General features: G+C 66.1%; 23 protein-coding genes. 8 read left to right on the top strand and 15 right to left on the bottom strand.

Features of this window, described 5'->3' with window-relative positions:
• Window positions 1–4: 4 nt before the first annotated feature.
• The 11 genes from maiA to Q0330_RS04610 all read right to left on the bottom strand — a co-directional run bounded on the left by maiA (window position 5) and on the right by Q0330_RS04610 (window position 11830).
• Window positions 5–643 carry a maleylacetoacetate isomerase gene (gene maiA / locus Q0330_RS04660; RefSeq protein WP_299475152.1) on the bottom strand — a complete coding sequence of 213 codons (639 nt, stop codon included), beginning with the start codon at window positions 641–643 and terminating at the stop codon, window positions 5–7.
• A gap of 124 nt (window positions 644–767) precedes the next feature.
• The gene (locus Q0330_RS04655; protein ID WP_299475149.1) at window positions 768–2246 is read right to left on the bottom strand and encodes an acyl-CoA dehydrogenase family protein; all 1479 of its coding nucleotides are present in this window, start codon (window positions 2244–2246) and stop codon (window positions 768–770) included.
• A gap of 2 nt (window positions 2247–2248) precedes the next feature.
• Window positions 2249–3892, bottom strand: a complete 1644-nt coding sequence (locus Q0330_RS04650; RefSeq protein WP_299475146.1) for a tannase/feruloyl esterase family alpha/beta hydrolase — start codon at window positions 3890–3892, stop codon at window positions 2249–2251.
• A 53-nt stretch (window positions 3893–3945) separates the two neighbouring features.
• A complete protein-coding gene (locus Q0330_RS04645) occupies window positions 3946–4818 on the bottom strand; it encodes an amidohydrolase family protein (RefSeq protein ID WP_299475143.1) in 873 nt (290 codons plus the stop codon).
• A gap of 10 nt (window positions 4819–4828) precedes the next feature.
• The gene (locus Q0330_RS04640) at window positions 4829–6712 is read right to left on the bottom strand and encodes a feruloyl-CoA synthase (protein WP_299475140.1); all 1884 of its coding nucleotides are present in this window, start codon (window positions 6710–6712) and stop codon (window positions 4829–4831) included.
• Window positions 6713–6737: 25 nt separating this feature from the next.
• Window positions 6738–7508 (bottom strand): crotonase/enoyl-CoA hydratase family protein, encoded by a 771-nt coding sequence (locus tag Q0330_RS04635; protein ID WP_299475137.1) that lies wholly within the window; start codon window positions 7506–7508, stop codon window positions 6738–6740.
• Window positions 7509–7519: 11 nt separating this feature from the next.
• Window positions 7520–8287, bottom strand: coding sequence for an SDR family NAD(P)-dependent oxidoreductase (locus tag Q0330_RS04630; protein WP_299475134.1), 768 nt, complete (start codon window positions 8285–8287; stop codon window positions 7520–7522).
• A gap of 12 nt (window positions 8288–8299) precedes the next feature.
• Window positions 8300–9580, bottom strand: coding sequence for a TRAP transporter large permease (locus Q0330_RS04625; RefSeq protein WP_299475129.1), 1281 nt, complete (start codon window positions 9578–9580; stop codon window positions 8300–8302).
• Window positions 9580–10119 (bottom strand): TRAP transporter small permease, encoded by a 540-nt coding sequence (locus tag Q0330_RS04620; RefSeq protein WP_299475126.1) that lies wholly within the window; start codon window positions 10117–10119, stop codon window positions 9580–9582. Before Q0330_RS04620 ends, Q0330_RS04625 begins: the two co-directional genes overlap by 1 nt.
• Window positions 10120–10188: 69 nt before the next feature.
• Complete coding sequence (locus Q0330_RS04615) at window positions 10189–11289, bottom strand: C4-dicarboxylate TRAP transporter substrate-binding protein (protein ID WP_299475123.1); 1101 nt, start codon at window positions 11287–11289, stop codon at window positions 10189–10191.
• Window positions 11290–11344: 55 nt separating this feature from the next.
• Window positions 11345–11830, bottom strand: coding sequence for a MarR family transcriptional regulator (locus tag Q0330_RS04610; protein ID WP_299475120.1), 486 nt, complete (start codon window positions 11828–11830; stop codon window positions 11345–11347).
• A gap of 194 nt (window positions 11831–12024) precedes the next feature.
• On the opposite strand from Q0330_RS04610, the gene Q0330_RS04605 reads away from it, so the two are divergent.
• Together Q0330_RS04605 and Q0330_RS04600 are read left to right on the top strand one after the other, a co-directional pair.
• Complete coding sequence (locus tag Q0330_RS04605; RefSeq protein WP_299475117.1) at window positions 12025–12654, top strand: glutathione S-transferase family protein; 630 nt, start codon at window positions 12025–12027, stop codon at window positions 12652–12654.
• Complete coding sequence (locus Q0330_RS04600) at window positions 12651–14180, top strand: VOC family protein (protein WP_299475115.1); 1530 nt, start codon at window positions 12651–12653, stop codon at window positions 14178–14180. Before Q0330_RS04605 ends, Q0330_RS04600 begins: the two co-directional genes overlap by 4 nt.
• Before the next feature lie 97 nt (window positions 14181–14277).
• Here Q0330_RS04600 and Q0330_RS04595 read toward each other — a convergent pair whose 3' ends face one another.
• A complete protein-coding gene (locus tag Q0330_RS04595; RefSeq protein ID WP_299475112.1) occupies window positions 14278–14814 on the bottom strand; it encodes an NADPH-dependent FMN reductase in 537 nt (178 codons plus the stop codon).
• Between the two features lie 89 nt (window positions 14815–14903).
• Window positions 14904–16364 (bottom strand): aldehyde dehydrogenase family protein, encoded by a 1461-nt coding sequence (locus Q0330_RS04590; protein WP_299475109.1) that lies wholly within the window; start codon window positions 16362–16364, stop codon window positions 14904–14906.
• Window positions 16365–16488: 124 nt separating this feature from the next.
• Here Q0330_RS04590 and Q0330_RS04585 point away from each other — a divergent pair, with 124 nt between their 5' ends.
• The 4 genes from Q0330_RS04585 to Q0330_RS04570 all read left to right on the top strand — a co-directional run bounded on the left by Q0330_RS04585 (window position 16489) and on the right by Q0330_RS04570 (window position 21038).
• Window positions 16489–17058, top strand: coding sequence for a TRAP transporter small permease (locus tag Q0330_RS04585; RefSeq protein WP_299475106.1), 570 nt, complete (start codon window positions 16489–16491; stop codon window positions 17056–17058).
• On the top strand, window positions 17055–18326 hold the full coding sequence (locus tag Q0330_RS04580; protein WP_299475103.1) for a TRAP transporter large permease: 1272 nt from the start codon (window positions 17055–17057) through the stop codon (window positions 18324–18326). Before Q0330_RS04585 ends, Q0330_RS04580 begins: the two co-directional genes overlap by 4 nt.
• A gap of 33 nt (window positions 18327–18359) precedes the next feature.
• Window positions 18360–19238: an NAD(P)-dependent oxidoreductase gene (locus Q0330_RS04575; RefSeq protein ID WP_299475099.1), complete on the top strand. Its 879-nt coding sequence runs from the start codon at window positions 18360–18362 to the stop codon at window positions 19236–19238.
• Window positions 19239–19397: 159 nt separating this feature from the next.
• A complete protein-coding gene (locus tag Q0330_RS04570) occupies window positions 19398–21038 on the top strand; it encodes an acyl-CoA synthetase (protein ID WP_299475096.1) in 1641 nt (546 codons plus the stop codon).
• A 51-nt stretch (window positions 21039–21089) separates the two neighbouring features.
• Here Q0330_RS04570 and Q0330_RS04565 read toward each other — a convergent pair whose 3' ends face one another.
• Window positions 21090–21800 carry a sulfotransferase family 2 domain-containing protein gene (locus Q0330_RS04565; RefSeq protein ID WP_299475093.1) on the bottom strand — a complete coding sequence of 237 codons (711 nt, stop codon included), beginning with the start codon at window positions 21798–21800 and terminating at the stop codon, window positions 21090–21092.
• A 268-nt stretch (window positions 21801–22068) separates the two neighbouring features.
• Here Q0330_RS04565 and Q0330_RS04560 point away from each other — a divergent pair, with 268 nt between their 5' ends.
• Window positions 22069–23250, top strand: a complete 1182-nt coding sequence (locus tag Q0330_RS04560) for a CaiB/BaiF CoA-transferase family protein (protein WP_299475090.1) — start codon at window positions 22069–22071, stop codon at window positions 23248–23250.
• A complete protein-coding gene (locus tag Q0330_RS04555; RefSeq protein ID WP_299475087.1) occupies window positions 23247–24362 on the top strand; it encodes an extracellular solute-binding protein in 1116 nt (371 codons plus the stop codon). Before Q0330_RS04560 ends, Q0330_RS04555 begins: the two co-directional genes overlap by 4 nt.
• 6 nt (window positions 24363–24368) lie before the next feature.
• On the opposite strand, the gene Q0330_RS04550 is transcribed toward Q0330_RS04555, so the two are convergent.
• The gene (locus tag Q0330_RS04550) at window positions 24369–25214 is read right to left on the bottom strand and encodes an amidohydrolase (protein WP_299475084.1); all 846 of its coding nucleotides are present in this window, start codon (window positions 25212–25214) and stop codon (window positions 24369–24371) included.
• Window positions 25215–25231 lie beyond the last annotated feature (17 nt).

Here is a 25231-nt window from a genome sequence, read left to right as displayed (position 1 = left end):
GGCCTCAGACCGCATCGGGCTGCTTCGCGGGATGTGCCTCGGCAAAGGCGGGAAGCGCGTCGCAGGCGGCGCGGATCTCTCGCAACCGGCCGAAGGGTTGCAGGTCCAGTCCGAAACGGTCGGCGGCAAACATCTGCGGGATCAGGCAGATATCGGCAAGCCCGGGCGTATCGCCGAAGGTGAAGGCGCCAGCATGGGTGCGGGCGGCGGCAATCGCCTCGCAGGCCGCCAGCCCCTCGCCGATCCAGCGCCGGCACCAGGCATCCGCCCCATCCTGATCCTGACCGTAAGCCTGCTTGATATGGTTCAGCACGCGCAGGTTATGCAGCGGGTGAATTTCGCAGGCGATGATCTGGGCGAAGGCGCGGACATGGGCGCGGGCAATGGCATCGGGCGGCAGCAATGGCGGCGCGGGGTGGGTTTCATCCAGCCATTCGACGATGGCAAGCGACTGGGTCAGCACCCCCTCGCCCGTATCCAGCGCCGGCACCAGACCCTGCGGGTTCATCCGCCGGAACGATTCGAGACGCTGCACACCGTCGCGCAAATTGACGAATTCGGTCTCGGGGCGGATGCCCTTCAGGTTGAAGGCGATCCGGCAGCGATAGGCCGAGGACGAGCGGAAATAGCCGTAAAACCTCATGCCTGCCCCCTGGGGTGCGGATTGACCGCCTCGTTGGCGGCGTGGTCTGGGGGTGTGGTCCGGGTCATGGCAGCATCCTTTTTCGGACAATCTGCGCCGCCGGACCCGATCAGATCAAGACCGCTCAGCCGGCAGCAAGGCGCGCCGCGCTCGCCCGCAGCGCCAGATCGCTGGTCATCTCCATGAAGGCATGGGCCTCGGGCAGCGGATCGGACAGGGCGGCAAGGCGCGCGGCCTCAGCCTCCCACGCCGCTGCCGCATCGACCATCGCGGCGTCGCTTTCGCGCAGGAAGGCCGCGAAGGCCCGCGCGCCCGCACCGCCATTCAGCGACAGGCCACGGGTCGCGGTCATCCGGGCGTGGATGCCGTTCGCGCCTTCGTAGATCGAGCAGATGCGGGCGTCGCGCCAGTTCTGCTCAGCCCGGTATTCCTGCAGATAGCCGTAACCGCCCAGCACCTGTATCGCCAGATCGGCGGCACGGATGCCGCCCTCGGTGCAGGCATATTTGCAGATCGGGGTCATGAAATCGACGAAATCGCGCGCATCCCCGCGCTCGATCGCCGCTTGGGTCAGGTGGCACAGATGCCGGCCAGCCCGGGCGATGCGGTCGCATTCGGCGATCATGCGGGCCACGTCCGGGTGTTGGTCGATGGTGACGGGCTGGCCATCCGCCCCACGGCCCTGCACCCGTTCGGCCGCATAACGACGCGCAAGATCGGCGGCCCGTGCCGCATGGGCCACGCCCTGCAGGGCCACGTCGATGCGGGCATGGTTCATCAGCGTGAACATCGCCTTCAGCCCGCCGCCTTCCTCTCCGATCAGGTCCGCCTGCGCTCCGTCGAAGGCCAACTGGCAGGTGGGCGAGGCGTGCAGGCCCATCTTTTCCTCGATGCGTGTGACGGTGACGGCGTTGCGCGCGCCGTCCAGATCGGAGGGGCACAGAAACAGCGACAGCCCCCGCACCCCGCTATCGGCAGGGCCGGAACGCGCCAGAACCAGATGCAGGATCCCCGCCGACATGTCCTGATCGCCGCCGGAGATGAAGATCTTCTCGCCCTCGATCCGCCAACCCCCGCCATCCTGCACGGCGCGGGTGCGGATCGCCGAAAGGTCCGATCCCGCGCCCGGCTCGGTCAGGGCCATGGTCGCCAGCAACTCGCCCCCGGCAAGCGCGGGAATATAACGCGCTTTCTGCTCGTCGCTGCCGAAATGCAGCAGCACCTCGACCGCGCCGGGGACCAGATTGGTCACCATCTGCAGGGAGTGGTTCGCGCCCGAGAAGATCTCGGACACCGCCGCCGCAATCATCGCATCGAGCCCCATGCCGTCGAATTCCTCGGGCACGCGCAGCCCCTGCCAACCGCCTTCGGCAAGCTGGCGGAAGCCGTCGCCGAAGCCGTCCGGCATCCGCACCCGGCCGTTTTCCAGCCGGCAACCCTGACGGTCGCCGATCTCGTCCAGGGGCGCCAGAACGCCCTCGGCAAAGCTGGCGAAATGGCCGACGATCTCGGCTGCCGTCTCGCCGTCCCAGCCGGGCAGGTCGCGCCCGGCAAGGTTCAGCGACTGCAGGATATCGTCAACGGGCGCGTGGAACTCGGTCATGGTCACTCCTCGCAGGCGAAGCTGGCAGCGCTTGCCGCATCGCCATCCTTGAAGCGCGCCACCTGCGGGGCGGCGCAAAGCGGACGGGTGGCACCCCGCAGAGCCTCGGGCGCATCCTCGTTATCGGCGCGGACGGTGGCGGTGACGAGGCCGGGCTCGGTTCCGTCCTCGACCCAGGCGACCAGCGGGGTGAGCAGGTCGAAAGCGTCGGCGCCCGGCCCGTCATGGCAATGGTTCATGCCCGGCACCGGGTAGAAGCGGGCGAAACCGGCATCGCCGCCGTTATTCGCGTTCAGCTTCGCGAACCAGTTGGCGGTGTCATTGACCGAAAAGACCGGGTCGGCGACGCCGTGATAGATCATCATCTTGCCGCCCGCATCGCGGAATTCGGTCAGTTCCGGGTTGTCAGAGCCGGGCGGGGCCATGACCTGCATCGGCGATTCCGGGAAGGCGTCGCTGGTGGCGTCGATTTCGCCCGCCTGCGTGGCGATGTCGAAATCGAGCAGGAATTGCAGCAGGTCCTGCGGCGTTCCCCCCACCTCGGTCGGCGGCACCGTGAAGGCCTGCGCCAGCGAGGAGGCGCCCATCACCGCGATGATTGGCATGTTCTCCCACGGCGGGACGGTGCTTTCCAGCTTCCAGAAGCGCCAGTCAGCCCCGGCCATGCCCGGATCCCAGGCCCAGTCGGCATAAAGCTGCTGGCCCTCGGCCCCTTTCGGCCCGGCATGGATGGTCTGCAAGGCAGTGACCTGCCCGGGCGAGAGGCAGGCCGAATTCTGCCCCTCTGCGCATTGCAGCGCGATCACGTCGAAAGCCGTCTGACAGGCGGCGGTGTCGTTCACCAGACCGTCCTGCAGCCCGTCGAGCCCGTCGCAGGCGGCAAGGATGCCATCCGCGACCAGCCGCAGATCCTCGGGCGCGAAAGCCTTGCGGATATCGGCGTTCACGGCGGCGAAACTCTGGGCATCGAGCGCGTGCTGGACGGCGGCGCGCGGCAGGTGGAAGCCGGGCGCGCCGATCAGCAGCCCGTCGAACGTGTCCGGCATCCGCGAGGCCGCGACCATGGCGTGACGCCCGCCATTGGAGCAGCCGATGCCATAGCGATGGGCGATGGGCTGTTCATAGAACCCCTCGACCATCTGTTCCGCCACGGGTTGCAGGGTGGCCACGGCCTTGTAGCCATACATCTGCCGGGCCTCGAAATCCTGCCCGAAGGCAGAACCGCCGGCGAGGCCGCGATCCTTGAACAGCGCCCCGTCATGGCCGGCATCGCTGCTGATGACGGCAAAGCCGCGCGCCAGCGGCGACTGATCGCCGGTGCCGGATTCCAGCGCCCCGGTGGCGGGCTTTACCACGCCATCGTTGCCGCCGTTGAACTGGTGGACGAAATCGCCGTTCCAGTCCTCGGGCAAGGCAAGCTCGAAGGACAGCGCATAGTCGCGGCCATCGCTGCCGCTGCGTTCGGCCATGCGGCCCCTGATGCGGCATTGCGCGGCCGGGCTGTCTTCGCCCGCCGGCACCGCGGCGACCTCGGTGAAAGTCACGCCCTCCAGCCCGAGCGCTTCGGGCGTCAGCCCGTCGCAGCTGAGCGCGAAGGCAGGTGCGGCGAAGAACAGCGCCGCGCTGCTGTAGAGAACGGATTTCATGGCAATTCCTCCTATGGCAGCGCCTCCTCGCGCCGCGAAATCAGGTAACGAAATCAGGCCACGCCAAGCAGGCGCATGGCATTTTCCTTCAGGATCAGCGGACGCACCTCGTCGCGGAAATCGGCCTTGTCGAAGGCATCCAGCCATTTTTCCGGCGAGATCATCGGCCAGTCCGACCCGAAGAGCATCTTCTTCTTCAGCATGGTGTTGGCATAGCGCAGCAGGATCGGCGGGAAGTATTTCGGCGACCAGCCCGACAGGTCGATATAGACATTGGGCTTGTGCTGCGCGACGGAAAGCGCCTCTTCCTGCCAGGGGAAGGAAGGATGCGCGGCGATGATGTTCATGTCGGGGAAATCCACCGCGACATCGTCGAGATACATCGGGTTGGAATATTTCAGCCGCATCCCGTTGCCGGCGTGCATCCCCGAGCCGACCCCGGTCTGGCCGGTATGGAACAGCGCCACCGACTTGTGTTCGGCCAGCACCTCATAGAACGGGTAAGCCATGCGGTCGTTCGGGTAGAAGCCCTGCATGGTCGGGTGGAACTTGAAGCCCTTGACGCCGTGTTCCTCGATCAGGCGCCGGGCCTCGCGGACCGCCATCTTGCCCTTCCAGGGGTCGATCGAGGCGAAGGGGATCAGAACGTCGTCGTTCTTCTTCACCAGTTCCAGCACCTCGTCATTGGAATAGCGGCGATAGCCGGTCTCGCGCTCGGCATCGACGGGGAAGATGACGGCGGCGATGTTCTGTTCGCGGTAATGGGCGGCGGTCTGCGGGATGGTCGGCGGATGCTGCCAGGGCGCGCCGAAATAGCTGGCCATCGTCGTCTGCAGATCGTCATAGCCGTCATCGGCATGGCAGCCGCAGGGTTCCTCGGCATGGGTGTGGATGTCGATGGCGCGGACTTTGGAAAAATCGACCATGTTTACCTCCTCAGACGCGGATCAGCGCCGGGTCTTCGTTGTCATAAAGCCGTTCCAGCAGATCGGCGCGGCGGGTCAGGATCTTCTTGACGTTGAGCGAGCCCTTGTCGGTAACCTCGTGATCGGCCAGCGAGGGCGGCTCGGCCAGCATCATGGCGCGGGTGATGCGCTTGGCCGATCCGGTGACGGCGGCGTTCATGTCGCGCAACTCGGTCTCGATCCTCGCGGCCAGATGCGGCTCGATCAGCGCGCCCTGCGACTGGGTGGCGTCCGAGACGCTGCGCGGGATCGGGAAGATGAACAGCCCGACCTCGCCCCGGTCGTGACCGCAGACGACCACGTCCTGCACCAGCCCCTTTAGCCGGTCCAGCACCTGCATCCTCAGCGTGCCGGCCTGCACCCAGGTGCCGGTCAGCAGTTTGAAATCCTCGGACACGCGGCCGTCGAAGATCAGCCCGCGCGAGGCGTCCTTGGGATTCACGAAACGCACCGCGTCGCCGGTGATGAAGAAGCCTTCCTCATCGAAGGCGGCGGCGGTCTTTTCGGGGTCGTTGAAATAGCCCTTGGTGACGTTCGGCCCCTTCACCCGGATCTCGCAGCGCATGTCATCATCGGGGATCAGCTTGACTTCGACCCCCGGCATCGGCACCCCGATCACGCCGGAGCGCCCGATGGGTTCATGGACCATGACGCAGGCCGGCGCGGTCTCGGTCAGCCCCCAGCTTGAGGCCATCATCGGCAGGCCCCCGCGTTCCTCGATGCAGAAGCGTTCGAGGCGCAGCCAGACCTCCTGCGGCAGCGAGGCGCCGGCATAGAAGATCAGGTCCAACTCGCTGAACAGCTTGGCGCGGATCTCGGCATCTTCGGCGGCGGCCTCGGTCAGCATGGCGAAGCCCACGGGGACGTTGAACGCCAAAGTGCCCGGATGCTCGCGCCGGTTCGCAAGCGTGGTGGCAAAGCCCCGGGCGGTCGGCTTGCCGAGGTCGATGGTCAGCGTGCCGCCGTTCGAGAGGATCATGTTCACATTGGCGCTGCCGCCGAAGACATGGTTCCAGGGCAGCCAGTCGGTGACGCGCGGCGGGTGGCTGCGCAGATAGGGCATGATCGGGCTGTGCTGGGCCTGATTGGCGCACATCATGCCATGGGTGGTCAGCACGCCCTTGGGCTCGCTGGAGGAACCGGACGTGAACAGGATCTTCGCAAGGGTCTCCGGCCCGACGCCGGCATGGACCTTGTCCAGATCGGGTTGATCGGCGGTGGCAAGCAGATCGGCGAAGGCGGTCACCTCGCGCGGCGCGCCTTCGGTCCGGCTGGCGACGATCTCGACCCCGGCAAGCTCGGGCAGGCGCAGGGCGGCGGCATAGCGGCCCGCATCGTCCACGAAGGCCAGTTTCGGATGCACCTTCTCCAGCACGAAGACCAGCCGGCCATGGGCTTCCTCGATCAGCGAATACTGCTCGGCCAGCGGCACCACCGGGACGCCCACATATTGCGCGGCCAAGGACAGGATCAGGTGATCGACGCTGTTGCCGGACATGAAGGCGATGGTGTCGCCCTGCCCCAACCCGCGCGCCAGCAGCCCCGAGGCCACCGCCCGGACATGGGCCAGCAGCGCGGCATAAGTCACATTGCGCCAGTCCCCGCCCGCCGCCGCCGGATCGGCGCGTTCGGACAGGGCCACGCTGTCGGGCGTGCGTTCGGCCCAGAGATGCAGCCAATGCCCGGTATTGGGCGCAACCTCGTCCATCGGCTGCGCGGCGCGCAGGATGATGGTGCCATCGGCCCGATCCTCTCGCAACGTGTCATGGGGCACCCATTCGGTCGCGGTATGGGCGCGCGCCCAGGCGGCACGCTCTTCGATATTGTCGGGGGTCAGGGGCGGGATATCGGTCATCGTCATCTCCCTTCGGGGCGCGAGGTCAGCGGAAGACCGGCTGACGTTTTTCAAGGAACGCGTTCAGCCCTTCCGCCGCATCCGGCGTGGTCTGGACAAGCGCGGCGGCCAGGCTTTCGGCGAAGAACCCGTCCGAGCGCGACATGTCATGGATGCGCGGCAGGGCCTGGACCATGAAATAGTTCGACATCGGCGCGTTATCGGCGATGGTCGCGGCCAGTTCACGGGCCTTGGGCAGGGCCTCGCCCTCGCCCACGGCGTAATGGGCAAGGCCGAGGCGCAGCCCTTCCTCGGCATTGTATTTGCGCCCGGTCAGCATCATCTCGACCATGCGGTCGGGGCCGATGATCCGGCCCACCCGGACCGAGGCACCGCCGCCGACGAAGATGCCGCGCCGGCCCTCGGGCAGCTGGAAGATCACCGACGGCTCGGCGATGCGCACATGGGTCGAGGAGGCCAGTTCAAGCCCGCCGCCGATCACCGCGCCGGTCATGGCGCTGACGGTGACGGTGCCGCCATATTGGATCATGTCCATGACCCGCTGCCAGTTGCGTGAATGGTAGACGCCTTCCTCGGCGCTGCGCGAGACATGCTCGGCCAGGTCCAGCCCGGAACAGTAATGCCCGCCCCGCCCGTGCAGGATCACCACGCGCACATCGGACGGAAGCGCGGCATAGAAGGCCTCGATCTCGGCCATCAGCCCATCGGACATGGCGTTGCGCTTTTCCTCGCGGATCAGTTCCAGCTCGGCGATGCGGCCGTCGATCCGGCCTTCGGTATATTTGCCCTTGGTCATCTTGCTTTTCCTTATTTCGGGGCCATGCGCACGGCGCAGTCGATACGGATCACCTCGCCATTCAGGACCGGGTTCTCGACGATCTGCTGAACCAGCATGGCGAATTCGTCGGGCAAGCCCATGCGCGAGGGGAAGGGCAGGCTGGCTTCCAGCGATTTCTTGAATTCGGGCGTCAGCCCAGCCGACATCGAGGTCTCGAACAGGCCCGGGGCCACGGTCATCACGCGGATGCCGACACGGGCCAGTTCGCGCGCCGCCGGCAAGGTCATCGAGGCGACGCCGCCCTTGGACGCGGCATAGGCCGCCTGCCCGATCTGGCCGTCCTGATAGGCGATGGAGGCGGTGTTGACGATCACGCCGCGCGCGCCGTCGGCGTCCAGCGGGTCCTGCGCCGCCATGCCGCGCGCGGCATGGGCCATGACCGTATAGGTGCCGATCAGGTTGATCTTCACCGTGCGTTCGAAGGCGTCGATGTTCAGGTCGCCCTCGCGCGGCAGGATGCGCCCGGCGGTGCCGACGCCGGCGCAATTGACGGCGATGCGGGGGGCAGCGCCCAGTTCGGCCTCGATCTCGGCAAAGGCCTGCGCGATGGCCTGCTGGTCGGTGACATCGGCGCCAAGCGCCAGCCCGCCGATCCCGCCCGCGACCGCCTTCGCGGCATCGAGGCTGCGATCCAGCACCGCCACCTTCGCGCCCTGCGCGGCCAGCCGGCGTGCCGTCGCCTCGCCCAGGCCGCTGCCGGCCCCGGTGACGATTGCAATCTGCTTGTCGATCTTCATGGCAGAGGCTCCTCAGAAAAGGCCGCGGGTCAGCAGCATGGTAAGAACGAGCGCGAAATCGGCCAGCAGGAAGGGGATGATCCCCGCAAAGACCTGCTCCAGCCGGACATAATCGCGCGCGACGGAATGGATGACGAAGACGTTGAGGCCGACAGGCGGGGTGATCATGCCGATCTCCAGCAGCTTGGCGACCAGCAGGCCGAACCAGATCACGTCGATCCCATGCGCCTGGATCAGCGGCAGGAACAGCGGCAGCGTCAGCAGCAGCGCCCCGATGGGTTCCAGAAACATGCCCATGGCCAGGTAGATCAGCGTGATCAGCAGCAGCAGCATGAAGCTGTTCAGGCCCAGCCCCTCGACGAATTGCCCGATCTCGGCAGACAGGCCCGACATCGCCACCAGCCGCGTGAACAGGTTGGCGCCGACCGCGATGATGAACAGCCCGCCCGAGGACAGAAGCGTGTCCACCATGCTTTCCTTGAACCCGCCCCAGGTCAGCGAGCGGCGGACAAGGCCGATCACGATGGCCATGAAGGCCCCGAAGGCGCCGGCCTCGGTCGCGGTGAAGAAGCCGCCGAAAAGGCCGCCCAGCACGGCGATGATCAGGACCAGAACCGGCCAGATTTCCAGCGTCTTGCCCCAGCGGTCGCCCATGGAATGTGCCTCGGCACGCGGCAGGCGTTCGGGATTGCGCGCCCAGACGACCAGCACGGCGGCGATATAGAAGGCCAGCGAGGCCAGCCCGACGAACAGCCCGCCAAGGAAAAGCGAGTTGATATTGCTGTTCGACTGGATGCCGAAGAGGATCAGGATGATCGAGGGCGGGATCAGCGCCCCGATGGTGCCGCCGGCGGCGACGGAACCGGTGGCGATGCGCAGGTCATAGCCCTGGCGGTGCATCTCGGGGATGGCGATGCGGCCGATGGCAGCCGAGCAGGCGACGGAGGAACCCGACACCGCCGCAAAGCCCGAGGCCCCGGCCAGCGAGGCGATGGCCAGCCCGCCCGGCATCCAGCCCCACCAGACGCGCGCGGCCTCGAACAACCCCCGCGTCAGGCCGGAATGATAGGCGATATAGCCCATCAGCAGGAACATCGGGATCGAGCTCAGCGTCCAGCTTGCGGATGACGAATAGGGGATCGTCGTCAGCATCGACATGGCGGGAAGCGATCCGGCAATGCCCCAGATGCCCAGGAAGCTGACCGCGATCAGGCTGACCCCGATGGGGACGCGCAGCCCGATCAGCAGCAGAAGGCCGGCAAGCGCCAGAAGTCCAATCGTGAACGGCTCCATCAGTCGGCCTCCATCATGTGGGACTGGATTTCCTCCAGCGGGTCGGCCTCGCCATCATCGAACTGGCCGGTCAGGATCTCGATGATGCGCAGAACCAGAACGACGATCATCAGCGAGAAGGAGATCGGCAGGATCCAATAGCTGGGCCAGGTCGGGAAATGCGCCGTGCCGACCTCGATATAGGCGCCGCGCCCGGTCTGTTTCATCGCCTCACCGAAAGACCCCCATGCCATCACCGCGAAGACGATCAGCGCGACGACGAAGCCGAACAGGAACACCGCCTTGCGCGGCAGGCCGGTCAGCTTCTGGGTGAAGATCGTGGCCTCGATATGGCGGCGGTGGATCTCGGTCATGGCCAGCGGCAGGAAGCTGACGGCAACCATGTAATACTTGCCGACCAGATCGGGCGTGGCCGGAAAGCCGGTGCCCAGGAAGGTCCGCATGAAGACGTCGACCACGACCTGCATCATCATGGCGACCAGCACGAGAGAGCCAAGAACGATACTGACCCGCGCAATCACAGTCTCGATGGATTTCATTCCGCGTCCTCCCCGAGGCGGATGGGGTGCCGCGCCGGATCACCCGGCGCGGACAAGTGTGTCAGGGCGTTACTGCTGGCCGTAGCTAGCCATGTCGAGCTTGCCGAAGATCTCGTCATAGCGGACCTGACCCATTTCCTCGGGCGTCATGTCCGGGGTGATCAGGCCTTCCCATTTCTCGATCAGCGCCGTGTAACGGTCGATCTTGGCCTGCGCGTCGGTCACGCCACGCTCTTCCAGGCGGGCGGCGGCGCCGGCCAGATATTCGGCATTGAAGGCTTCCTTCGCCGCTTTCAGCGTGTCGTCGGCGGGAATGAATTCCAGCCCCGCAGTCTCGCGCGCCGCCTCTGCGTCACGGTGGAAGACCGCCATGGCCTGACCGATGCCGTATTGCGTGGCCCGGGCCAGTGCGGCGCGGTCCTCGGGCGACATCCGCGACCACAGAAGCGCGCTGGCGGTGCCGGTGGCGGCGCCGTTGAACACGCCTTCCTCGATTTCGGTGACATATTTCACCACGTCGCCAAGGCGGTTCGCGACGATCTCATGATTGGCCGAGAAGGTGCCGTCGATGACGCCCGAGCTGAGCGATTCGAACAGTTCCGAAGACGGCATCTGAACCGGGATACCGCCCTGCTGCTCGATAAAGGCGGCATAAAGCGGCGCGCCGGTGCGAACGCGCAGGCCCTTCAGGTCGGCGGTGCTGCGCACCGGCTTCATGGTCAGCAGGTTATAGGCCGGCGTCGCATCCGAGGCCAGATAGACCTGGCCGTTGCCGTTGAACTCGGCCTGACATTCCGCGCAGGTGGCAAGATATTCGGTCACCGCCGCCGAGACGACCGCGTTCGAACTGCCGAGGAACGACACTTCCGAGGGCAGCGCCGATTCCGGGTAATCTGCCGGGAAATAGGGCAGCAGCAGCCCGCCCATCTCCGAGACGCCATCGCGCAGCGCGGTGCTCATCTCGTTCGGCGCGACCAGACCCGAGGGCGTATCGCTCAGGTTCCAGGCGCCATTGGTGAATTCCTGTAGCCGGGCGTCGATTTCCGGATACATGGCGGTGGCCAGCACATGGGCCGGACCGAAACCGCTGGTGGCGCGGATGGTGTCTGCGCCGGCGGCGGACGCCGCGATTGCCCCGGCGAGCGCCAGTGAAATGGTAAATGCCTTCATCTCTTCCTCCCTTGATCCGCGCCGCGATCCGTTTTCTTCGCGGGCGGGGTTTCCGTTAGTCTTTAGCGCCGCGAATGCGGCGCAGCAGATCCAGCAACTGGGCAATCTCGGTATCGCTCAGCGCGCCGAGTGCGGCATATTCGGCTTTGGCGACCGATGCGGACGCCTGGTCGCGCAACCGCCGGCCCCGCACGGTCGCGGTCAGCGCGAAACGGCGGCGATCCAGCTTGGAGCGCGCGCGGGAAATCAGCTGCCGCGTTTCCAGCTCGTCGATGATGACGACGATATTGGGCCGCTCCATCTGCAGCGTATCGGCGATCTGCGACGGCGCGATGCCCGGATTGTCGACGATCAGCGACAGCGCCGTCATCGACACGACCTTGAGGCCCATCGGTTCCAGCACCTCCTGCGCGGCATTGCGCACAACGAGGTAGCTGCGCTTGAGGTTATAGCCCACAAGCTCTGCCGCCATGCTGTCGGTGATGGTGGCTGCCGGATCCTCGGCACCCGGCGCCGCGCGCAATTCGTTCGATGCGATCATGCGATTCTCTCCCTCCAAATATGATTATCCATCATAATCATTATTGTCAATAATCATATTTGGGTGCCGGCTTTTCGGACCATGTGCGGTCAATCGAAACCCGGCGTTCGGCGGGCGCGACATTGACTCTGACCGGGGAAGCGCTTTCGTCTGGGGCAGGAAATTCCCGGCCCAACATCATTCGAGGTGCTTTCATGACCACGCTCTATTACGCCACTGGCGCCTGCTCTCTGGCCCCGCATATCGTGCTGGAATGGATCGGCGCGCCCTATGAGGCGGTGAAGGTCCAGTTCGGATCGAAGGAATTGCTGGCGGTGAACCCGGCCGGCGCGGTGCCGACGCTGCGCGAGGAGGATGGCTGGCTGCTGACCCAGGCCGGCGCGATCCTCGATTACCTGGCGCAGAAACACCCCGAGGCCGGGCTGTCCGGCGGCGAGACCCTGCGCGAGAAGGCCGAGGCGCATCGCTGGTCGGCCTTCTTCACCAGCGATCTGCATGCCGCCTTCTGGCCGATCTTCATGCCCTTCCGCTATACGACCGACCCGGACGAGGCCGCGAAGACGGCGGTGGTCGAGGCCGGGCAGAAGCTGGTGGCCAGACAGCTCGGCATCCTCGACACCCATCTCGACGGGCGCGACTGGGTGCTGGGCGCGGGGCGCGGCACCCGCTCGGTCATCGACGCCTATGCCTTCCCGATGATCCGTTGGGCGATAAAGCTGCTGCCGGGTGGCCTTGCCCCCTATCCGCATGTGCAGGCGCTGCATGACCGGCTGGCCGCCGATCCGGCGGTGCAACGGGTGCTGGCACGGGAAGCGGGAAAATGACCGCCGGCATCCATCACGTCACCGCCATCACCCGGCGGGTGCAGGACAATGTCGATTTCTATGCCGGCTTCCTGGGTCTCAGGCTGGTCAAGCAGACCGGCGGTTACGAGGATGCCGAGCAGTTGCACCTGTTCTATGGCGATGCCGCCGGCAGCCCCGGCAGTATCGTCACCTTCCTGGTCTGGGAGGCCGGCGCACCCGGCCGCACCGGGCTGGGTCAGGTCAGCGAAATCGCCTTTGCCGTCCCGCCCGAAAGCATCGGCGACTGGCTGCAACGCGCCATGGCCGCGCATGTCCCGGTCGAAGGCCCGACGCGGGAATTCGGCGAAACCGTGCTGCGCCTGAAGGATCCCGACGGGATCATCGTCAAGCTGGTCGGCATCGACCTGCCCGCGACCGCGCCACTGCCCGACCCGGCGGCCCCCACCCGCATCCGCGGCGTCACCATCCTGACCGACGACCCCGAGGCGACGGCGGCATTCACCGCCCGCTTCGGCTATCGCCCCGACCGGACCGAGGGCAACAGCCGCCGCATGGTCTCGGACAGGGATGCGGTCGATATCCGCGATGCGCGCGGCTATTTTCCGGGCATCCCCGGAACCTCGATCTTCGATCACGTCGCCTTCCGGGCGCCGGATGTCGATGCCGTGCGCCGGATGCGACTGGCGCTGAAGGATGTGGACAGCGCCACCAACGTTCATGACCGCAAGTATTTCCTGTCGCTTTATGTCCGCGAGCCTGCCGGAACCCTGTTCGAATATGCAACCGACGCCCCCGGCTTCACCGTCGACGAGCCGCCGGAGCATCTGGGCGAGACCCTGATGATCCCGCCCGGCGATGCCGCGCGTGCCGCCGATCTGAAACTCATGCTGCCGCAATTCGCCCGACCGGGCGAGGAAAGGATGCCGATGCGCGACCTGCCCTTCATCCACCGCTTTCATACGCCGGACGACCCCGACGGCAGCGTGATCGTGCTGCTGCACGGCACCGGCGGCAACGAGACCGACCTGATGCCGCTGGCCGCGAAACTGAACCCGCGCGCCACGCTTCTGGGCCTGCGCGGCCGCTCGACCGAGGAAGGCATCAACCGCTGGTTCCGCCGCTTCGACGCGGTGACCTACGATCAGGCCGATATTGCAGCGGAAGCCGAGGCTTTCGCGGCTTTCATGGCGGGCGCGATCAGGGGTTACGGGCTGGATGCGGACCGGATCGGTTTCCTCGGCTATTCCAATGGCGCGAACCTGCTGGGCGCGATCATGCAGCTTCACCCCGGTGTGGTCCGCCGCGCCATCCTGCTGCGCCCGGTGCAGGCGCTGGAAAACCCACCGGCCGCCGATCTTGCCGGCACAAGGGTGCTGATGCTCTCGGGGCTTCGCGACCCGTTCAACCGCATGGCCCCGGCGCTGGAACAGGCGCTGGTGGCGGGCGGCGCCGATCTGGACGCGCGGCTGATCGAGGCCGGGCACGAGTTGGCACAGGCCGATCTGGACGCGGCAACCGAATGGATGGCGGAGGAGATGGCATGAGCAAGACCGTCCTCATCACCGGCGCCGGGTCCGGCTTCGGACGCGGGGTGGCGCTGCTGGACGGCCGCCCGCAGGTCAGCCGCTGGCAGCGCGTCGCCTAAAGACTGCCGGCAAATCCGGCGACCAGATCGCGCAGGGCCTCGCGGTTCTTGTCGTCGGTCAGATTGCCCTGATCGTCGAACAATTGCCCGGCGCGCGAAACCAGCATCCGGCCCTCCCACAGCTCGGTCTTGAGCGTGCGCAGGATCGGCAGCCAGCCGTTCTGTGACAGGATGGTGCCGAAGCCGCCCGGCGAGGCGCCGATCAGCATGACCGGCTTGCCCGCGAACATCTTGAGCCCCGACCCGCGCGACATCCAGTCGATGGCGTTCTTGAACACGCCCGGCACGCCATTGTTGTATTCCGGCGTCACCAGCAGCAGGCCATCCGCCGCATCCAGCTGCGATTGCAGCTTCTGGACCGGGGCGGGCAGGCCATGGGCGGCTTCCTCGTCGGCATTGTAAAGCGGCACCTGATGGATATCGCCGATCTCGATCACGGCCCCTTCGGGTGCCAGATCGCGGGCGGCGCGCAGAAGCCCCGCATTGAACGACGCCTTGCGCAGGCTGCCAGACAGTCCGAGAATCCGGGGCATTGGTGCTCCTTGCGTGAATGGTTTCCTGTGGATCAACCTAACCGCCTTGCGATCCGCTGCAAGCGGCAGCACATCAATCGGCGTCGCAGCTATCCGTGCTGGGCGGTGACGGTTTTCAGGCGCGAGAAGCCGTAAAGCGCCTCGAACCCCTTTTCGCGGCCATGGCCGGATTTGCCGACCCCGCCGAAGGGCAGTTCGATCCCGCCGCCGGCGCCGTAATTGTTGATGAAGACCTGACCCACATTCAGCTTGCGCGCCATGCGCATCTGCCGCGCGCCGTCGCGGGTCCACAGACCCGCAACCAGCCCGTATTCGGTGCCATTGGCGATCCGCAGCGCCTCGGCCTCGTCCTCGAAGGGGATCAGGACCTGCACCGGGCCGAAGACCTCTTCCTGCGCAAGCCGGTGATCGGGGGGCACCTCGGCGAAAAGGATGGGCGCGACGTAATGCCCGGCCTTTGGCGCATCGGGAAGGATCGTGCCTTCCGCCGCCACGGTCAGGTCGCGTTTGCCGAGCGCGATATAATCCGAGACGATCTTCTTCTGCTTGGCCGAAACCAGCGGACCGAGATCGCGGTTATCGGGCGCGGGGCCGACTTCCAGCCCGGCATAGACCTCGGCCATGCGCCGGCGGACCTCGTCATAGATGCCGCGCTGCACCAGCACCCGCGATGCCGCCGAACAGGTCTGCCCGGCCCCCTGCACGCAGGCCCCGACAAGCGTCGGCAGCGCCGCTTCCAGATCGACATCGTCGAAGACGATATGCGGGGATTTTCCGCCCAGTTCCAGCGTCACCGGCACGACATTCCTGGCCGCCGCCTCTTGGATATGCCGCCCGGTCATGACCGATCCGGTGAAGGAGACATGATCCACCCCCGGATGCGCCGACAAAGCCGCCCCGACCTCGGCCCCGTAGCCGGTGACCACGTTCAGCGCGCCCGCCGGCAGCCCGGCTTCGGCGGCAAGCGCCGCGAAGGCAAGCGAGGACAGCGAGGCATCCTCGGCCGGTTTCAACACGCAGGCATTGCCCATCGCCAGCGCCGCCCCGACCGAACGCCCGAGGATCTGCATCGGGTAGTTCCAGGGGATGATATGGGCAGTGACACCATGCGGTTCGCGCAGGGTATAGACGGTGAAACCTTCCTGATAAGGGATGGTCGTGCCATGCAGCTTGTCGGCGGCACCGCCGTAGAATTCGAGATAACGCGCCAGCGCGATGGAATCGTTGCGGGCCTGTTTCATCGGCTTGCCGACATCGGTGGATTCGAGGAACGCGAGTTCCTCGGCCCGCTCCATCACCAGCCTTGCCATCCGGGTCAGGATCCGGCCGCGTTCCAGCGCCGGGGTCCGGCCCCATTCGCCCGCCAGCGCCAGTTCCGCGGCAGCAACGGCCTTGTCGACATCCGCCGCCGTCCCCTGACCGATGGCACCGATCACCGCGCCGGTCGAGGGGTTTTCGACCGGGATCGTCGCCGGATTGCCGGGCGCCTGCCACTCGCCGCCGATGAAGATCATGGTCGGATCGAACCAGAGCGATTGTTGGATGTTCATGTGATTTTCCCCCTTCGATGGCAGCAGGTCTTGCCCGAAGCGGGATAGCCGAAGCGAGACGCGATGCCCATACCCGCGCCGGGGCCTGCCGTTTCAGAGGGTGACAAATTCCGTTGAACTTGAGATGAAGGCCAGCAAGCCGGGGCTGCATGACAGCGCGACCGAACGCGCGACCCGCCCGGCCAAGGAGGAACCCATGTTGAGATCGGCGCGAAAGGCGGCCGAGTGGCTGATGGCCCTGACCCATAATATCGCGGCTCTTCTGCTGGCGGTGGCCTCGGTGCTGGTGATCTATCAGGTGTTCACGCGCTTCGTGCTCGGCAGCGCCTCGGGCTGGTCCGAGGTCGCCTCGCGCGCGACGGTGATCTGGATGGTCTTCATCGCCGTGGGCGTGGGCTTTCGCACCGGGGCGATGATCTCGCTGGAATTCATCCGCAGCATCCTGCCCGACGGCGCGCGTCGCGCGGTCATGGCCCTGGTGACCGGGCTGACGCTGCTGTTTCTGGTCGTGCTCGGCTGGTATGGCGTGCTGATGACCTTGCGGGTGCAGAACCAGCAGGTCGCCATGCTCGGCGTCTCGATGAGCTGGCTTTACGCCGCCATCCCGGTCGGCTGCCTGCTGGCGATCCCCGGCGTGATCCTTGGCCATCTCGACCCGCCCGAGCGGCCCGACGACCGCGAGGAGGCCGCATGAACGCCGCCATTGCCGCCTGCCTGATCATCCTCTTTGGCCTGTCGGTGCCGGTCGCAGTGGCCATCGGCCTGTCGGCGATGTTCGGGATCAGCTTCTTCTCCTCCATGCCGCTTCTGGTGGTGCCGCAGAAGATCTTCACCAGCCTCGACAGCTTTCCGCTGCTGGCGGTGCCCTTCTTCATCCTTGCCGGCAACCTGATGTCGCGCGGCGGCGTCTCGGCCCGGCTGGTCGATTTCGCCAAATCGCTGATCGGCGGGATGCAGGGCGGGCTGGCCAGCACCTGCGTCGTGACCTGCATGATCTTCGCCGCGATCTCGGGCTCCTCGGTCGCTACCACCTATGCGATCGGGGCGATCCTGATCCCGGCCATGGTCGCGCATGGCTATCCGACGCCGATGGCCGCGACCATTCAGGCCTCCTCGGCGGAGCTGGGCGTGATCATCCCGCCCTCGGTGCCGATGATCATCTATGCCGTCTCGACCGAGACCTCGGTCACCAAGCTGTTCATGGCCGGGATCGGGCCGGGCATCCTGATTGCGGCCCTGCTGGTCGGCATGGTCCAGATCTGGTGCCGGATGCGCGGCCATGGCAAGCAGGATGGCGATGCGCGCCTGTCGATCCTGACCAGCACCTATCGCGCCTTCTGGGCGCTGATGCTGCCGGTCATCATCCTCGGCGGGATCTACGGCGGCGTCTTCACCCCGACCGAGGCCGCCGCCGTCGCCGTGGGCTATGCCCTGCTGGTCGGCATGTTCGTCTATCGAGAGATCCGCCCCGCCGACCTGCCCGGCATCTTCCGCACCGCCGCCGTCTCGACCGCCGCGATCATGCTGATCATCGGCACGGCGGGGCTTCTGTCCTTCCTCGTCAACCTGTCGGGCCTGCCGCGCATCATCGGCACCTGGGCCGAGGGCAATTTCACCAGCCAGTGGCAATTCCTGCTGGCGATCAATCTGCTGCTGTTCGCTGTCGGCATGTTCATCGAGACCTCGGCCGCGATCCTCGTGCTGGGCCCGGTGCTGGCCCCCATCGCCATCGGTTACGGCATCGACCCGGTGCATTTCGGCGTGGTGATGATCGTGAACCTGGCCATGGGGATGATCACCCCGCCGCTTGGCGTGAACCTGTTCGCCGCCGCATCGGTGGCGCAGATCCCGGTGCAGCGCATGTTCCGGTCCCTGCTGATGCCGCTGGCGACGGTGGTGCTGGCGCTGCTGCTGATTACCTATATCCCCGCGATCAGTCTTTACCTGACACGCGGGCTGTAACCAAACCGGATCGGGAAGATGGAGAGCACAGGCATGGAACGGATCGGAGTGATCGGCGTCGGGCTGATGGGGCATGGCATCGCGCTGAACATCGTCGCCAAGGGCTGGCCGCTCGGCTATCTCAGCCATCCCGGCAACCAGCCGAGCGACGACCTGCTGGAAGCCGGCGCGCAGGCCTTCGACGATGTGGCGGGGCTTGCGGCGGAATGCGATATCCTGCTGCTCTGCGTCACCGGCACCCCGCAGGTCGAGGATGTCCTGACCGGATCGGGCAATCTGCTGGCGGCGCTGCGCCCCGGCATGGTGGTCGTCGATTGTTCGACCGCGATCCCGGAATCGACGCTGGCGCTTGCCGGGCTGGTCGAGGCGCGCGGTGCCCATTTCGTCGATGCCGCCATGACCCGGACCCCGAAGGAGGCCGCCGAGGGCCGGCTGAACCTGCTGATCGGCGGTGCGCCCGAGATCGTCGCGCGCATCACCCCGATGCTGGAAACCTTTTCGGAGAACCGCTTCTATGCCGGGCCGGTCAGTTCCGGCCACCGTCTGAAGCTGCTGCACAACTTCGTCTCGCTCGGTTCGGTCACGCTGATCGCCGAAGCTGCCGCCTGCGCCCGCGCGGCGGGGATTTCGGACGCGGTGCTGGTCGATTGCCTGAAACGCGGCGGCGGATATGGCGCGGGCCTCGACCGGATGGCGCCCTTCCTGCTGGATGGCGCGGTCGATCAGCTGCGCTTCACCGTCTCGAACAGCCTCAAGGACCTGACCTATTACAATGCCATGGCCGAGGAGGTCGGCAGCCCGCACCTGATCGCCGAGGCCACGCGCGCGATCATGGCCCGGCTGGTCGCAGGCGGTCATGGCGAGGAACTTTTGCCCCGGCAGGTCGATCTGATGGCCGAAAAGGGCGAATAGGCGAAAGCCTGCCCATTACCGCGCCATGATTCCGCTTGTCCTGGTGGCAGGCTTAATGAGCTTATCGGCGCATTCCGCGATACAATGGACGCGTATTGTGCCAACAAGGCGCCGCGGCGGGGGCGGACCCGCCAGCGCCAATGGGGAGGGGATGACGACATGGCCACGCAAACCAATATCTTCGATCAGGGGCTGGAGGCGAATCCGGCGAATTTCGTGCAGCTTTCGCCCCTGTCCTTCATCGCCCGGACGGCTGCGATCTATCCCGATCTGCCTGCCGTCGTGCATGGCGACATCCGCCGCAACTGGGCCGAGACCTATGCCCGCACCCGGCGGCTGGCCAGTGCGCTTGCGGCGCGGGGGATCTCGAAGGGCGATACCGTCTCGGTGATCGCGGCCAATATCCCGGAAATGTTCGAATCGCATTTCGGCGTGCCCATGGCCGGCGCGGTGCTGAACACGATCAACACCCGGCTCGACGCGGAAGCCGTGGCCTTCATCCTCAACCATGCCGAGGCGAAGGTGCTTCTGGTCGATCCCGAATTCGCCGAGGTCGCCGAACGCGCCGTCAGGATCGCCCATATTCCCGACCTGCTGGTCGTCGATATCGAAGATTCAAGCTTCGAGGGCGGTCACAGGATCGGCGCGCTGACCTATGAGGCGCTTCTCGCCGAGGGCGACCCGGAATTCGACTGGATCATGCCCGAAAGCGAATGGGATGCGATCAGCCTGAATTACACCTCAGGGACGACCGGCGATCCCAAGGGCGTCGTCTATCACCATCGCGGCGCGATGCTGAACGCGATGTCGAATATCGTCACCTGGGGCATGGCGCATCATGCGCGCTATCTGTGGACGCTGCCGATGTTCCATTGCAACGGCTGGTGCTTCCCCTGGACCATCGCCGCCAATGCCGGCGTCTGCGTCTGCCTGCGCGCGGTCCGGCCCGAGCCGGTCTTCCAGCTGATCCGCGACGAAAAGGTCAGCCATTTCTGCGGCGCGCCGATCATCCTGCAGATGCTGGTCAATGCCCCGGACGAGTTGAAGGATTTCGACCACGAGGTGAAGGTAATGACCGCAGGCGCGCCCCCGCCTGCCGCCGTCATCGCCAATATGGAGGCGATGGGTGTCGAGGTGACGCAGGTCTACGGGTTGACCGAGACCTATGGCCCCTCGGTGGTCAGTGCCTGGCAGTCGAAATGGGACGGGCTGGACAGCGCGGGCCGGGCCCGGCTGAAGGCGCGGCAGGGGGTGCGCAATATCGCTCTCGACGGGCTGATGGTCGCCGATGCCGAGACGCTCGCGCCGGTGCCGCCGGATGGTCAGACCATCGGCGAGATCTTCATGCGCGGCAATAATGTCATGAAGGGCTATGTGAAGAACCCGACCGCCACCGATACCGCCTTCCGTGGCGGCTGGTTCGCCTCGGGCGATCTTGGCGTCATGCATCCCGACGGCTATGTCGAGATCAAGGACCGGCTGAAGGACATCATCATTTCGGGCGGCGAGAATATCTCCTCGGTCGAGGTCGAGGACGTGCTTTATCGCCACCCCGACGTTCTGGAAGCGGCCATCGTCGCCCGCCCGGACGAAAAATGGGGCGAAACGCCCTGCGCCTTCGTCACCCTGAAACCGGGCCGCAACCTGACCGAGGCCGAGCTGATCGCCTTCTGCCGGCAGAACATGGCCCATTTCAAGGCGCCCCGGACGGTGATCTTCGACGAATTGCCGAAGACCTCGACCGGCAAGATCCAGAAATTCATCCTGCGCGACCGGGCAAAGGCGCTTGGGACGGACTAACGACCCGCTGCGCTTGTCGAGAAGCCTTTAATACACTGATAACCCTGAGGATCAGAGCGGGCGCAACACGCGATGCGCCCCCTGCACCCAGCCCTGCGCATAGCGGTGCAGCGCGAAATCATGCCCGTTCATCTCGACCAGGGCCTTGCGGACACGCGGGGTCAGGTCGTAGCGGTCGCCCTTGCGGTCGGGATTCTTGCGTTCGACAGGCACTTTGTGCAGCGGGCGGCCGGGTCGAAAGAGTTTGTTGAAGACCTCGATCGACGCGTCATAGGCCTCGGTACAGCCGATAAAGTCGAACCCTTCCAGCGGCATGTTGCGCAACTGCGCGGCCTGTCGGTTGGCACCGTATTTCGTTTGGGTCAGGAATTCCTCGGCACTCATTGTCTTGGCACCCTGTTCCCAGGGCGGCATGTCCGCAACCGGCTGGTTCGAGGGGTTGGCGCGCAGGAAATAATAGGCCGACACGGCACGCTCCACCGGGTCGCGCAGCCATGTGATGAAGATCGGGCGGATCCCCTCGATCTCGCGCAGGCGCTTGTATTTCTGGGCCGGGAAATGGCCGTGGATGCAGCGCACACCCTTCAGGGCGGCGCGGATCTGGTCATCGCTGGCATCGAGATCGGTGCCGGCCAGTGCTTTCGGTCGCTTCAGCCAATCGTAATCCTCAAGGATCGCGCGACCATAACAGTCTTCGAGTATGCGCCGGAAACTGGTGCCGCCGGTTTTCGGAATATGAACGGAAACAACGATATCCTGCATCTGGACACCCGATCTTTGGGGCCGCCGCGTATCTGCCAGCAGCCAAATTTGCGCCCTTTTATGCCGGGTCAGGCCGCACATCAAGCGAGCAAATAAACCATTTCGTATGATTTCTACGACAAGAGGCGAGCCTGATTGAAAATTCCTGAGTGCCACGCCCCGCCCGGCAGCCGGCAGGACACGTCACCGATAACTTCATATATGAACTTGCCAACCATTTATGAATTTCATAACCTGCCCCGGAGGAAGGAAACCTGGAGGGCCTTCGGTGGCAGATCTTTCATCCGCATCCGCGCCGCCGGATCCGCAGGACCTGCCGCTGGCCGGGCTGGTCGTCGTTGACCTCAGCCAGTTCCTGTCCGGGCCCTATTGTTCGCTGCGGCTCTCGGACCTTGGCGCGCGGGTGATCAAGGTGGAACGCCCAGGCGCAGGCGACCTGTCGCGCCAGCTTTACCTGTCCGATACCGAGATCGGCGGCGACAGCACGATCTTTCACGCCATCAATCGCGGCAAGGAAAGCATCGCGCTCGACCTCAAGGACGCGGGCGATCTGGCGGCGCTGAAACGGCTGCTGGCGCAGGCCGATGTGGTGATCCAGAATTTCCGCCCCGGCGTGGCGGCGCGGATGGGGCTGGACTGGCCGGCGGTGCAGGCGATCAATCCGCGCATCGTCTATGGCTCGATCAGCGGTTACGGCACCTCCGGCCCATGGGTCGGGCTGCCGGGGCAGGACCTGCTGGCACAGGCGCGCTCCGGGCTGACCTGGCTCAGCGGCGATGCCGGACAGGGGCCGGTGCCGATGGGCCTTGCCGTGGCCGACATGATGGCCGGCGTGGCGCTGAGCCAGGGGATTCTGGCCGCGCTTGTCGGGCGCGGCGTCTCGGGGCGTGGCCGGCTGGTCGAGACCAGCTTGCTGGAGGCCCTGATCGACCTGCAATTCGAGGTGCTGACCACCTATCTGAACGATGGCCGTCGCCTGCCCAGCCGGGCCGCGCGCAACAGCGCCCATGCCTATCTGTCGGCGCCCTACGGCGTCTATGCCTGCGAGGATGGCCATCTGGCGCTGGCGATGACGCCCTTGCCGGGACTGTTCGCGCTGCTCGACATGCCCGATCTGACCGAGGGCCAGCCCGATGCCGGCTTCCGCCGCCGCGACGAGATCAAGGAGGCGTTGGCGGAGCGCCTTTCCAGCGGCACGGTCGCGCATTGGCTGTCGATCCTGCAACCCGCCGATATCTGGTGCGCCGAGGTCATGAACTGGCCCGAGCTTCTGGCCAGCGAGGGCTTTGCCAGGCTGGACATGCTGCAACTGGTCACGCGCGAGGATGGCGTGAGGATCAGGACCACACGCTCGCCGCTGACGCTGGACGGGCGCCGCCCCGCGAACGCGCGCGCAGCCCCCCGCGTCGGCGATCAGACGGAACAGATCCGCAAGGAATTCGGGCTATGACCACGCTCAGGGGAATGACCTGGAACCACCCGCGCGGCTACGATCCGATGGTCGCGGTTTCGGCCGAATGGCAGCGCGATACCGGTGTCGGCATCCATTGGGACAAGCGCTCGCTGCAGGATTTCGAAAGCTACCCGGTCGAGACGCTGGCCCGCGAATACGACCTGATCGTCATCGACCACCCCCATGTCGGCCAGATCACCGCCGAGGGCTGCCTGCATCCCCTGCCCGACGCGCCCGAGATCGCGCGGGCCAGTGTCGGGCTGTCCTATCCCAGCTATGTCTGGCAGGGGAAGCAATGGGCCTATCCGATCGACGCCGCGACCCAGGTGCAGGCGATCCGGCCCGACCTGATCGGGCAAGCGCCCGCGACTTGGGACGAGGTGCTTGACCTGGCGAAATCGGGCCGGGTCGCGATCCCGCTCAGGGCGCCACATATCCTGATGTCTTTCCTGACGCTGGTGGCCAATGCCGGCCATCCGGTCAGGACCGAGGGCCCCGGCCAATTCGTCGACCGCAAGGCCGGGATCGCGGCGCTGGAACGGCTGGCAGCACTCGCCGCACTTGTCGATCCCGCCTGCTATGACTGGGACCCTATCGAGGTCTATGAACGGATGGCAGCGGGCGACCAGATCGCCTGCGTGCCGCTGGCCTATGGCTATGTCAGCTATTCCCGCCGCGATGCGCCGGGCAAGCGCCTGTCCTTCCATGACATCGCCGAAACCCGGCCCGGCGCAGGCGTGGCGGGATCGGCGCTTGGCGGAACCGGGATCGCGGTGTCGGCCTTTTCCACCAAGCCCGAGGCCGCCATCGCCTTCGCCCGCCATGTCGCCGGTCCAGAGGTTCAGCGCGGGCTCTATGCCGGTTCTGGCGGGCAGGTTGGTCATGGCGAGGCCTGGCATGACGCGAATGTCGATGCCGAGGCCGGCGGCTTCTATTCCGGCACCGCACGCACGCTGGCCGGGGCCGTGCTGCGCCCGCGCCATGACGGCTATATGCCGTTTCAGGACGCGGCCTCGGCACGGATCGCGCAGGCGCTGAAGGATGGCGATTTCGGCGCGGCCATCGACGATATGGGCCGGCTTTTCGCCGCCACCTTCACCGCCGGCTGAGCCGGATCAGCCCGGCAGGTTCCAGATCCGGGCGGCATTGCCGGAGAAGAGCATCTCGCGCTCCTGCTCCGAGACCATGTCGAACAGCGCCCGGCTGGCGCTGGCCCATTTCGTCAGCCCGCCGCCCAGGGTGCAGACGAACCAGTCGCTGCCCCAGACCAGCCGGTCGAGGCCGAAACATTCGGCGACGTGATGAACCCATGGCCGCAGGTCGGCGGCGGTCCAGCCCTCGGCCGCATAGGCCGGCAGGCCCGAGACCTTGGCCACCACATTGTCGCGCAGCGCCAGCGCGGCGATATCGCGCGCCCAATCGTCATAGGCCCCGCCGGCGATGTCGGGCACGCCGCAGTGATCCAGCACGAATTGCGTTTCGGGCGCGGCATCGACAAGCGCCGTGGCCAGCGGCAATTGCCGCGCCTGCACGCACAGATCAAAGGGCAGCCCGGCGGGGCCGAGCCTGCGGATATTGTCGCGAAACAGCGCGGTCTGCGACAGCTCGTCCGGCATCACATGCAGCACCCGCCGGAAGCCCACGACCGAGGCGCGGTCCTGCGCCCGCTCGATCTCGGCGGCAAAGCCGTCCTGCTCGGGCCGGCAGGCGGCGATGATGCCGGCGATGGGGGTATCGGTGCGCGGCGGCAGGGCCTCGATCACGTCGATCTCGGCACCGATCATGTCGCCGGCCACATCGACCTCCATGTAAAGCGCGCGGGCAATTCCGGCGGCTGCGGCCTCACCCGCGTATTCGGCATGGCTCCAGTCGCGGTCCAGCGCCGGCGCTTCGGCCAGCCATGGATAGGTCAACCGGCTGCGGTCCACCAAGTGCAGATGCGTGTCGATGATTGCGGTCATCTCTCTCCTCCCCTTGC

The organism is uncultured Paracoccus sp., from assembly GCF_937873615.1.
In the GTDB taxonomy this organism is placed as follows: domain Bacteria; phylum Pseudomonadota; class Alphaproteobacteria; order Rhodobacterales; family Rhodobacteraceae; genus Paracoccus.
This window is presented reverse-complemented; position numbering and strand designations above follow the sequence as displayed.

What these genes read in the sequence shown, in the direction of transcription:
- maiA (WP_299475152.1), bottom strand. Translation starts at nt 643, where the DNA reads ATGAGGTTTTACGGCTATTTCCGCTCGTCCTCGGCCTATCGCTGCCGG.
- Q0330_RS04655 (WP_299475149.1), bottom strand. Translation starts at nt 2,246, where the DNA reads ATGACCGAGTTCCACGCGCCCGTTGACGATATCCTGCAGTCGCTGAAC.
- Q0330_RS04650 (WP_299475146.1), bottom strand. Translation starts at nt 3,892, where the DNA reads ATGAAATCCGTTCTCTACAGCAGCGCGGCGCTGTTCTTCGCCGCACCT.
- Q0330_RS04645 (WP_299475143.1), bottom strand. Translation starts at nt 4,818, where the DNA reads ATGGTCGATTTTTCCAAAGTCCGCGCCATCGACATCCACACCCATGCC.
- Q0330_RS04640 (WP_299475140.1), bottom strand. Translation starts at nt 6,712, where the DNA reads ATGACCGATATCCCGCCCCTGACCCCCGACAATATCGAAGAGCGTGCC.
- Q0330_RS04635 (WP_299475137.1), bottom strand. Translation starts at nt 7,508, where the DNA reads ATGACCAAGGGCAAATATACCGAAGGCCGGATCGACGGCCGCATCGCC.
- Q0330_RS04630 (WP_299475134.1), bottom strand. Translation starts at nt 8,287, where the DNA reads ATGAAGATCGACAAGCAGATTGCAATCGTCACCGGGGCCGGCAGCGGC.
- Q0330_RS04625 (WP_299475129.1), bottom strand. Translation starts at nt 9,580, where the DNA reads ATGGAGCCGTTCACGATTGGACTTCTGGCGCTTGCCGGCCTTCTGCTG.
- Q0330_RS04620 (WP_299475126.1), bottom strand. Translation starts at nt 10,119, where the DNA reads ATGAAATCCATCGAGACTGTGATTGCGCGGGTCAGTATCGTTCTTGGC.
- Q0330_RS04615 (WP_299475123.1), bottom strand. Translation starts at nt 11,289, where the DNA reads ATGAAGGCATTTACCATTTCACTGGCGCTCGCCGGGGCAATCGCGGCG.
- Q0330_RS04610 (WP_299475120.1), bottom strand. Translation starts at nt 11,830, where the DNA reads ATGATCGCATCGAACGAATTGCGCGCGGCGCCGGGTGCCGAGGATCCG.
- Q0330_RS04605 (WP_299475117.1), top strand. Translation starts at nt 12,025, where the DNA reads ATGACCACGCTCTATTACGCCACTGGCGCCTGCTCTCTGGCCCCGCAT.
- Q0330_RS04600 (WP_299475115.1), top strand. Translation starts at nt 12,651, where the DNA reads ATGACCGCCGGCATCCATCACGTCACCGCCATCACCCGGCGGGTGCAG.
- Q0330_RS04595 (WP_299475112.1), bottom strand. Translation starts at nt 14,814, where the DNA reads ATGCCCCGGATTCTCGGACTGTCTGGCAGCCTGCGCAAGGCGTCGTTC.
- Q0330_RS04590 (WP_299475109.1), bottom strand. Translation starts at nt 16,364, where the DNA reads ATGAACATCCAACAATCGCTCTGGTTCGATCCGACCATGATCTTCATC.
- Q0330_RS04585 (WP_299475106.1), top strand. Translation starts at nt 16,489, where the DNA reads ATGAAGGCCAGCAAGCCGGGGCTGCATGACAGCGCGACCGAACGCGCG.
- Q0330_RS04580 (WP_299475103.1), top strand. Translation starts at nt 17,055, where the DNA reads ATGAACGCCGCCATTGCCGCCTGCCTGATCATCCTCTTTGGCCTGTCG.
- Q0330_RS04575 (WP_299475099.1), top strand. Translation starts at nt 18,360, where the DNA reads ATGGAACGGATCGGAGTGATCGGCGTCGGGCTGATGGGGCATGGCATC.
- Q0330_RS04570 (WP_299475096.1), top strand. Translation starts at nt 19,398, where the DNA reads ATGGCCACGCAAACCAATATCTTCGATCAGGGGCTGGAGGCGAATCCG.
- Q0330_RS04565 (WP_299475093.1), bottom strand. Translation starts at nt 21,800, where the DNA reads ATGCAGGATATCGTTGTTTCCGTTCATATTCCGAAAACCGGCGGCACC.
- Q0330_RS04555 (WP_299475087.1), top strand. Translation starts at nt 23,247, where the DNA reads ATGACCACGCTCAGGGGAATGACCTGGAACCACCCGCGCGGCTACGAT.
- Q0330_RS04550 (WP_299475084.1), bottom strand. Translation starts at nt 25,214, where the DNA reads ATGACCGCAATCATCGACACGCATCTGCACTTGGTGGACCGCAGCCGG.